General features: G+C 72.2%; 7 protein-coding genes. All 7 read right to left on the bottom strand.

Translation table 11 applies throughout. From position 1 onward, the window contains the following. Positions 1 to 23: 23 nt before the first annotated feature. The 7 genes from ACFWNV_RS05945 to ACFWNV_RS05915 all read right to left on the bottom strand — a co-directional run bounded on the left by ACFWNV_RS05945 (position 24) and on the right by ACFWNV_RS05915 (position 9,284). Positions 24 to 788: an SDR family NAD(P)-dependent oxidoreductase gene (locus ACFWNV_RS05945; RefSeq protein ID WP_383941120.1), complete on the bottom strand. Its 765-nt coding sequence runs from the start codon at positions 786 to 788 to the stop codon at positions 24 to 26. A 74-nt stretch (positions 789 to 862) separates the two neighbouring features. Then, positions 863 to 2,245 carry an MFS transporter gene (locus ACFWNV_RS05940; protein ID WP_383941117.1) on the bottom strand — a complete coding sequence of 461 codons (1,383 nt, stop codon included), beginning with the start codon at positions 2,243 to 2,245 and terminating at the stop codon, positions 863 to 865. A gap of 92 nt (positions 2,246 to 2,337) precedes the next feature. After that, positions 2,338 to 2,922 carry a TetR/AcrR family transcriptional regulator gene (locus ACFWNV_RS05935; RefSeq protein WP_383941116.1) on the bottom strand — a complete coding sequence of 195 codons (585 nt, stop codon included), beginning with the start codon at positions 2,920 to 2,922 and terminating at the stop codon, positions 2,338 to 2,340. A 54-nt stretch (positions 2,923 to 2,976) separates the two neighbouring features. Beyond that, positions 2,977 to 3,276 carry a hypothetical protein gene (locus ACFWNV_RS05930; protein WP_383941113.1) on the bottom strand — a complete coding sequence of 100 codons (300 nt, stop codon included), beginning with the start codon at positions 3,274 to 3,276 and terminating at the stop codon, positions 2,977 to 2,979. Between the two features lie 240 nt (positions 3,277 to 3,516). Then, positions 3,517 to 5,178, bottom strand: coding sequence for a glycoside hydrolase family 13 protein (locus tag ACFWNV_RS05925; RefSeq protein WP_383941110.1), 1,662 nt, complete (start codon positions 5,176 to 5,178; stop codon positions 3,517 to 3,519). A 150-nt stretch (positions 5,179 to 5,328) separates the two neighbouring features. Further along, positions 5,329 to 8,265, bottom strand: a complete 2,937-nt coding sequence (locus ACFWNV_RS05920) for a CBM35 domain-containing protein (RefSeq protein WP_383941108.1) — start codon at positions 8,263 to 8,265, stop codon at positions 5,329 to 5,331. A 128-nt stretch (positions 8,266 to 8,393) separates the two neighbouring features. After that, positions 8,394 to 9,284, bottom strand: coding sequence for a carbohydrate ABC transporter permease (locus ACFWNV_RS05915; RefSeq protein WP_383941104.1), 891 nt, complete (start codon positions 9,282 to 9,284; stop codon positions 8,394 to 8,396). Between the last annotated feature and the right edge of the window lie 7 nt (positions 9,285 to 9,291).

The following is a 9,291-nucleotide window of genomic DNA, read 5'->3' as shown; positions in this document are numbered from 1 at the left end:
CGGCGGACCCGGCCCCGGGGCCGTCAGGCGGCCACGCCGCCGTCGATCACCAGGTCGGTGCCGACCACGGATCCGGCGTCCGGCGAGGCCAGGTAGAGCACGGCCGCCGCGACCTCGGCGGTGGAGGACACCCGGCCCAGCGGCGATTCGTCCTTCATCCGGGCCGCACGCTCGGCCTCGCCCTCCCCCGGTCGCAGCGACATCGTGGTGGCCGTCGCGCCGGGGCTCACCGCGTTGATGCGGACCCCCTCGGCGATGTGGTCCAGGGCCGCGGCCCGGGTCAGGGCGGAGACGGCCGCCTTGGTGGTGAGGTAGCCGGCGGCCCCCGGGATGCGGGTGTGCGCGCCGAGGTTCGAGGAGATGTTGACGATCGCCCCGCCGCCGGGCTGGTCGCGCATGGCGGCGACCTCGGCCTGGAGGCTGAGCAGGACCCCGGTGACGTTGATGTCCAGCATGCTGCGCCAGTCCTCTTCCACAAGGTCCGCGACCGGGCCGCCGCCCCTGAAGACGCCCGCGTTGTTCACGGCGACGTCGAGACTGCCGAACTCTTCGACGCTGCGGCGCACCATGGCCCGTACGTCCTCGGAGCGGCTCACGTCCGCGGTCACCGCGACGGCCTTGCCGCCCTCCTTCTCGATCAGCTCGACCGTCTCGTCGAGCGGCGCCGCCGTGCGGCCGGCCACGACCACCGCCGCTCCTTCGGCGGCGAAGGCGAGGGCGATGGCCCGCCCGATGCCGGAACCGGCTCCGGTGACGAGGACACTCTTGCCGGTGAAACGTGCGGACATGATGGTGATTCCTTACTCGGTTGTCTGTCAGTTGGCTGTCAGTTGGCTGTCGGTTGCTTGATGCGGGTGCTCGGTTACTTGATGCGGGTGTTGAGGAAGGCGGCTGCGGCGAAGGCGACCGCCGTGGCGGCGAGCGAGACCGTGTCGGAGCCCAGGGAGAGGACGGCGGCGAAGACGACCGTCGGGCCGAGCTCCATCGCGGTGTTCATGACCCCGCCGGCGAGTCCCGCCTGGTGCGGGGCGACTCCGTCGGTGGCGAGGACCGCGGCCCCCGCGAAGGCGGCCGCGGCGCCGGCGGGCAGCAGGAGCAGGCCGGGGAGGAGGCCGTAGGCGTACGGGATCTGCGCGGCCAGGCCGGTGAGCGCGAGGAGTGCGAGTCCGGCCGCGGCGACCACGAGGCCGGCGGTGGTGACGCGGGACGCCCCGTACCGGCCCACGAGGGGTCCGGACACCCGGCCCGCCACCAGCAGCGCCACCGCGAAGGGCAGGAACGCCGCCGAGGTCCGCAGCGCCGACCAGCCCAGTTCCTGCTGGAGGTGCAGGGAGAGGAGGACGAAGGTCACGGCCGTGCCCGCGGCGGTGAGGCCGATGGCCGCCAGGGCGAGGGCCCGGCGCCGGTCGCGGAGGAATCCGAGCGGGAGCAGGGGGTCACGGACCCGGCGCTCGACGAGCGGGAAGGCCAGCAGGAGCGCGGCCGCGGCGATCAGGGTGACCAGGACGCCCGTCGATCCCCAGGACCGGACGTCGGTGAGGACGAAGCCGTAGCTGGCGAGGCTGATCCCGGCGGTGGCCAGCAGGGCGCCCGGCAGGTCCAGGGAGCGGCCCTCCCCCGCCGGGGTGGCGGGCAGCAGCCGGGGGGCGAGGAGCAGGGCGGCGGCGGCCACCGCGACCGGGACGGCGAAGGAGAGCCGCCAGCTGCTCAGGGCGGAGATGACTCCGGAGAGCAGGTTCCCGGCGGTCGCGCCGAGCACGGACAGCCCGCCCCAGGTGGCCATCGCCTTTCCGAACGCGGCGGGGTCGGGGAAGACCGCGCGCAGGACGGCCATGGCGGCCGGTGCGGTGAGTGCGGCGCCCACGCCCTGGGCGAAGCGGGCGGTGAGCAGGACCCCGGGTCCCTGGGCGAACGGTGCGGCGAGGGAGGCCACGGCGAAGAGGAGCAGTCCGGCGGTGAGCACCCGGCGCCCGCCGAACCGGTCGGTGAGGCGGCCTCCGAAGAGCAGCAGGCCCGCGAAGCTCAGCCCGTAAGCGGCGCTGAGGAGCAGCAAGTCGTCGCGGCCCAGGGTGAATTCGCGGCCGATGGCGGGCAGCGGCACGATGAGCGAGGTGAGCGCGAAGATCAGTGTCATCTGCACGGTGCCGAGCAGTGCGAAGGCCGGTCGGGCCCCGGCTTCGGACGCGGTGAGCGTCTGCGTGCTGTGTGCTGTCTGCGTGCTGTGTGCGGTCTGCGTGACGGTCATTACTCCCCCTCAGGATGATGCTGCATGAACTGGATCGTACATTCCAGAATGAAGGTCTAAAAGAACCTCCCCGAAGGGAGGTGTCCCATCGATCAGTCGAGCAGGCTCAGAGCCTGCTCGGCCGCGTTCCGCACCCGGGCCGGGTCCTGCGAGGCCTTGCCCACGACGCGCATGCCCTGCATCAGCACCAGCAGCATGCTGGCGAGCGTGCGCGGATCGCGGTCCGCGGGCAGTTCGCCCTGGGCCTGGGCCCGGGTCAGTGCCGAGTACAGCAGGGTCTCGATGTGGCTCCAGCTCGCTTCGACCTTGCGGGCCGCCGCCGGGTCGAGCGCGCCGAGCTCCGCGGCCGTGTTGGTCACGAAGCAGCCGATCTGCCGCAGGTCGCCGCCGCTCGACTCGGCGGCGAAGCGGCGTACCACCGTGCGCACGGCCGGCAGCGCGGGCCCCGGCTGGGACAGCTCGCGCAGCAGGTCGGGGTCGCGGTGCTCGTTGTAGCGGTCCAGCGCCTTCAGGTAGAGCTCGCGCTTGTTCCCGAAGGTGGCGTACATGCTGGCTCGCCCGATGCCGAGCGCCTCGACGAGGTCCGCCATCGACGTCGCCTCGTAGCCGCGCCGCCAGAACAGCTCCAGAGCCGACTGCAGCGCGGCGTCCGGATCGAATTCCTTGGTCCTGGCCACATCCCGTACTCTACGGATACTGGAACGGTCAGTCAAGTAATCCGGGTGCTTCGTTCAGATGGTTCGGGTCTCCCCCGCCGGGTGGGCGCTCAGCTCGACCACTTCGACGCAGCGCCGCAGCTTGGCCTGGGCGCGGGGCGAGTCGGTGACGGGGACCACGATCTCGCACACCGCGAGGCCGCTGCCGTCGGCGGCCCTGAAGGACAGCGTCCTGACGGACAGGTTGTTCAGCATGGCGGAGATGCGGGTGAGTGCGTGGCCGCCGTCCCGGACGGTGATGGTCAGCGTGTGGCAGGCGGTCTCGCCGGTGCGTACGGCGTCGTCGACGGCGGGGAGAACATCGCTGCGGGTCATGAGAGGTGGGCTCCTGTCCTGGGGCGGAGGTGCGTGGTCCCGGAAAACAAGAAGACCCCTCGCGGATGCGAGAGGTCTGCGTGCGGGCGGTGGGCTGCTGGGGTGGTCTCAGTTCAGCTCCGGGCCGGCACGCCGGCGCTAATCTTCTGCTGGCGCATGCGGAAGAGTTTGGCACGCCGTCGCCGACATGTGACACCACATCTCACGATGCGGATGGCCCGCGCCACGGGGCCCGTCGGGTCACTCCGGCATGCGCAGCCAGACCGTGGTGTCCCGGGGCAGTACGGGCCCGCCGTCCGCGCCGGTGTCGAGCGGGCCGCTGCCGAGCAGGACCCGGGCGCCCGGGGGAAGCGGGACCGGGCCGGCGAAGGCGGTCAGGCAGCGGAAGCCGCCGGGGCGGTCGAAGCACAGGGTGTCGGGCCCCGCGTCGACCCACTCCAGCGTCTCGGGCAGCCGGGCCAGCTCGGCGCCGCGCAGGGCGAGCGCCTCGCGGTAGAGGGTGAGGACCGAGTACGGGTCCTCCTGTTGCGCCGCCGCGCTGAGGGCGGCCCACCCTTCGGGCTGGGGCAGCCAGGGCGCGGCCTGTCCGGCCGGGGCGGAGAAGCCGAGGGAGGGTCCGGCGGGCTCCCACGGCAGGGGGACGCGGCAGCCGTCGCGGCCCCGGTCCGTCCCGCCCGAGCGGACGAAGGTCGGGTCCTGGAGGAGCGCGTCGGGCAGGTCCTGGACCTCGGGCAGGCCGAGTTCGTCGCCCTGGTAGATGTAGACGCCGCCCGGCAGGGCCAGGGAGACCAGGGCCGCTGCGCGGCCCCGGCGGCGGCCGAGTCCGGCGTCGCTGGGGTCCAGGAGCCGCTTGTCGCCCATGTCGAAGGAGGTGTCGGCGCGGCCGTAGCGGGTGACGTGGCGGATGGTGTCGTGGTTGGAGAGCACCCAGGTGGGCGGGGCGCCGACCGGTTCGTGCGAGGCGAGTGTGGCGTCGACGACCTTCCGCAGGGCGCCGGAGTCCCAGGGGCAGCAGAGGTAGTCGAAGTTGAAGGCGGAGTGCAGTTCGTCGTGGCGCAGGTACCGGGCGAACTGCTCGGCCTCCGGGAGCCAGACCTCGCCGATGAACACGCGGTCGCCCGGATAGGTGTCGAGGATCTTGCGCCAGTCGCGGTAGACGGCGTGGACGGCGTCGACGTCCTGGTACGGCAAGTCGGTGGGGTCGGGGTTTTCGCCGACGTCGGGGAGACCGGGCTTCTTGGCGAGGCCGTGCGCCACGTCGATGCGGAACCCGTCGACCCCGCGGTCGAGCCAGAAGCGCAGCACGTCCTCGAACTCGGCGGCCACGTCGGGGTGTTCCCAGTTCAGGTCGGGCTGCTCGGGGGCGAACATGTGCAGGTACCAGGGGCCTTGGGTGCCGTCGGCCTCGGTGATCCGGGTCCAGGCGGGGCCTCCGAAGTAGGAGTGCCAGTCGTTGGGCGGCAGTTCGCCCCGCTCGCCGCGCCCGGGAAGGAACCAGAAGCGCTCGCGCTCGGGGGATCCGGGTCCGGCGGCGAGGGCCCGGACGAACCAGGGGTGCCGGTCGGAGCAGTGGTTGGGCACGAGATCGACGATCACCCGGAGCTCGTGGGCGTGGGCCTCGGCAATGAGCTCCTCGGCCTCGGCGAGGGTGCCGAAGAGGGGGTCGATGTCGCGGTAGTCGGCCACGTCGTAGCCGGCGTCGGCCATGGGCGAGACGTACCAGGGGTTGAACCAGAGCGCGTCCACGCCGAGCTGCCGCAGGTAGGGCAGCCGCGCGCGGACCCCGGCGATGTCGCCGGTGCCGTCGCCGTTCCCGTCGGCGAAGCTGCGGATGTAGATCTGGTAGATCGCGGCGTGCCGCCACCACGGGGAGGCTGCGGGGTGCGGGACGGGCTGGGTCACGGGGTCTCCTGGTGCGGTGGGTGCGGGGGCATGCGGGGTGCGCGCGAGGGCGGGAGGGGCGCGCCCGGGTGCGGGGCCCGGTCGGGCGGGGTGCTGGGGTGACCGGGCCCCGGGTTCCGGTAGGGGGGAAGGTGAAGGTCTGCGGCCGGGCTACCAGCCCGAGTTGCCGGCTCCGCGGTTGACGGTGAACCCGCCGGCGAGGCTCAGGCCGCCGGAGGCCGCGTCGGTGACCGTGACCCCGCTGAAGGCGCCCGCGCCGGCCGCGTTGATCTCGATGCCGTAGCCGCCGGCCTTGGCGATCCTGGTGTTATTCACGGTCAGGTTCCCGACGTTCTTCTGCCAGGAGACGAGCAGGCCGCTGTAGGTGCTGTCCAGGATGTCGTTGTCCTGGAGGAGCACCGGGGTGGTGATCTCGGAGGTGTCCGCGTACACCCACAGGGCGCCGAGCTTGCTCGCCCAATTGGGCTCGTAGCCGCCGGCCCGGTCGATGGTGTTGCGCTGGACGGTCGCCGGTCCGCTGAAGGGGATGCCGAAGCGGGTGCTGACCGCGATTCCGGCGGCGCCGGTGACGGTGTCGGAGACCAGGTTGTCCTCGATCCGGTTCCCGCTGCCGCCGTAGATCGCGGCCCCGTTCGCGAGCAGCGGGAGCTGGACGGTGTTGAAGCGGAGCACGCAGTCGGTGACAGCCTGAGCCTCGGACCACATCGCGAGGGCGTCGTCGCCGGTGTTGCGGATGCTGCTCTGGGAGACCTCGCTGCCCGTGGTGCCCTTGTGCAGGTTGACCCCGTCCGCGTAGGTGTCGCGGATGCGCAGGCCGGTGGCGAGCAGGCCACGGGTCGGTGCGTCGATCCACAGGCCGACCTTGCTGTGCTGGATCCAGAGGTTCTGCAGGGTGGAGCCGGTGCCGAAGTCCCCTTCGACGGCGGCGTCGCTGTTGGCGTCGTCGCGGTGGTCGGACTCTCCGGTGATCGCCAGGTCCTGCACGGTGCTGGTGCCGCCGCGGCCGAAGAGGCCGCCCTTGCCGTTTCGGCCGCGCAGGGTGGTGTGCCATTCGCCCGCGCCGCGCAGGACGGCTCCGGTGAGGTTGACGGATCCCGAGACGTCATACGTGCCGGCCGGGAGCCAGAGGCCCTTGCCCTGGGCGGTGGCCGTGGAGAGCGCGCCGTTCAGGGCGGCGGTGTCGTCGCTGCCGTCGTTCGCGGTGACGCCGAGGGTGGTGGCGGACACGAATCCGGTGGCGGGCATGGTGGACGCCGTCGGGGCGGTCTCGGTCTCGACGAGGTCGATGGCGTAGGAGGCGGCGGTGTCCCCGGCGTCCTTCTGGAACTTCAGCACGGTGCCGGCGGGGAACTCTCCGGTGAGGGTGCGGGTCTCGTCGAAGAAGCGGTGGGCTTCGCCCTGGGAGGGGTCGTTGCCGTAGGGGTAGGCCCCGTAGACCCAGCTGTACTTGGAGGTGAGGGCGAGGTCCTTGGTGTGGGCGCCGTTGGCGTAGAGGCTGAGGGTGGCGTTGTTCCCCGTGCCGGCCGTGTTGTCCGGGATCGAGTAGCGCACGGTCACGGCGTTGGCGGCCTTGGCCAGGGTGAACTGGACGTACTCCCCCGTCTGGTCGAGTACGACGGCCCGCCGGCCCGATGCCTCGGAGGCCAGGGTCTTGTAGGTGCGGTCGGGGCCCGTGACGGAGGCGTTGGTCGCGCCGGCCTCGGCCTCGTAGACGGTGTACGGGAGGCTCGCGCCGCGGGCGGCATTCGGCGCGGAGCCGGTGACCTCGATGCCGTCGAGCTGGAGGTCGCCGTTGTCCCCGGTCTCCGTGCGCAGGGTGAGGGTGTTGAGCCGGGCCCGCAGGGGTGCGTCGGTGGTGACGGCGGCCCAGGCTCCCGAGGTGGCGGGGAGGGTGAGCCGGCGGACGGGGACTCCGTTGGCCGTCAGGGTGATGGTCGCGGCGTTCGCCCCGGGGGTGCGGTAGCGGACGGCCACCTGCCGGGTGGCGGCGGTGGGCGCGGAGACGGAGAAGACGGCGCGGGCGCCGGTGGCGGTGAAGCCCGTGAGGTAGCCGGTTCCGCTGAAGCCGGCCACGGCGGAGGCGGTCGCGGGGCCGCCCGAGGCGAAGGCGGTCTCGGCCTGGTGGCTGAGGGAGGCGGGCGGCGGGTCGGTGGGGGTGGTCGTCGGGCCGGTGGGGGTGATGCCGTCGAGGTTCACGTTGCCGGAGTCGGCGGTCGTGAAGGTCAGCGCGACCGTGTTCGCGCCGTTCACCAGGGGCAGCGGCTCCTCCCGGACGGCCCAGGTGCTCCAGTTCGCGGTGGCCGGGAGGGACACCTGGCGGATCTTGACCCCGTTCGCGTAGAGGCTCAGGGTCTGCGCCGAGCCGGTGCCGTTGGCGTACCGGATCGCGACCGAACCCGTACCCGACGCGGCGGACTGCACCGCGAAGGAGACCGAAGCGGACCCCTTGTTGGCGTCCGTCAGCCCACCGACGTAACCGCTACCGGTGTAACCGGAATGCTCCGACTCGACGCGGGCACCGCCCGACAGGACGGCCGACTCCGCCTCCAGGCCGGCCGAGGGGGTGGTGGGGCCGGCGTCGGCCGGGGTGAGCTGGTCGAGGTTCACGTTGCCGGAGTCGGCGGTCGTGAAGGTCAGCGCGACGGTGTTCGCGCCGGCGGACAGCGGGACGGGCTCCTGGCGGGTGGCCCAGGTGTCCCAGTTCGCGGTGGCAGGGAGGGACACCTGGCGGACCTTGACCCCGTTGACGTAGAGGCTCAGGGTCTGCGCCGAGCCCGTGCCGTTGGCGTACCGGATCGCGACCGAACCCGTACCCGACGCGGCCGACTGCACCGCGAAGGAGACCGAAGCGGACCCCTTGTTGGCGTCCGTCAGCCCACCGACGTAACCGCTACCGGTGTAACCGGAATGCTCCGACTCGACGCGGGCACCGCCCGACAGGACGGCCGACTCCGCCTCCAGAGTGACGGCGGCGGCGTACGAGCCGGTGGCGAGGGTGCCGGTGAGGCCGGTGGTGGCCAAGGCGGTGAGGAGGAGCGGGGAGATGAGGCGGGCGGCTCTGGTGCGGGTTCCTCGGGAAGAAGACACGGCGGCGTGTCCTTTCTGAAGGCGCGCCCTGCCCGCGGGGGGTGCGGGAGGGCACGGTGGGGGCCGCCGCGGCGGTCCGTCGCTGCGGCGGTATCGGGGGGTGGAGAGGAGCGGGGGGCGGGGAGGGGTCAGCCCTTGAGGCTTCCCGCCGTGAGGCCGGAGATGATGTGCCGCTGGAAGAGGAGGAAGAGGACCAGCAGCGGGACGCTCGCCATGACCATGCCTGCGAGGAGCTGGTTGGCCGGCATGAACTCCGCGAGGCGGTTCAGGGCGACGGTGACCGGCTGCTTGGTCTCGTCCGGCAGGACGAGCATCGGCCAGAGGAAGTCCTTCCAGACTCCGACGACGGCGAAGATCGACACCACGGCCAGCACCGGACGGGACAGCGGGAGGATCACCGAGACGAGGATCCGTACCGTGCCCGCGCCATCGATCCGGGCGGCGTCGAGCAGTTCCGTGGGGATCTGGTCGAAGAACCGCTTGAGGATGAAGACGTTGAAGGCGTTCGCCGCGGCGGGCAGCCAGATGGCGAACGGGGTGTTGATCAGGTTCACGTGGACGAGGGGAACGTCCACGACGGTGAGGTACGCGGGGACGAGCAGCGCGGAGACCGGCAGCATCAGGGTGGCCAGCATCATCGCGAGGACCGCGTTGCCCAGCACCGGGCGGAGCTTGGACAGCGCGTACGCGGCGGAGACGTCGATGACCAGCTGGAAGAGCAGGGCTCCGAAGGCGAGCAGGACGGTGTTGAGGAAGTAGCCGGCGAGCCCCGTGTTCGTCCAGGCCTCGGTGTAGCTCTCGGGGTGCCAGCTGCTCGGGAGCACGGTCGGATGGGGCTGCGCCAGCTCCGCGGAGGTTTTGAGGGCGCCGGTGGTCATCCAGTAGAGCGGGAAGACGAAGGCCAGGGTGAAGCCGGTCAGGGTCGCGCCCAGGACGAAGCGGTGCAGGAACCGGCCGACGGGCCGGGTCAGTTCGGCGGGCGCGATGAGCGTGCGGGAGCGGGGTTCGGTGGCGGCCATGGCGGTC

Source organism: Streptomyces sp. NPDC058401, assembly GCF_042722885.1.
Lineage (GTDB): Bacteria > Actinomycetota > Actinomycetes > Streptomycetales > Streptomycetaceae > Streptomyces.
Note: the sequence above shows the minus strand (reverse complement) of the source record. Positions and strands in the feature narration are given on the sequence as shown.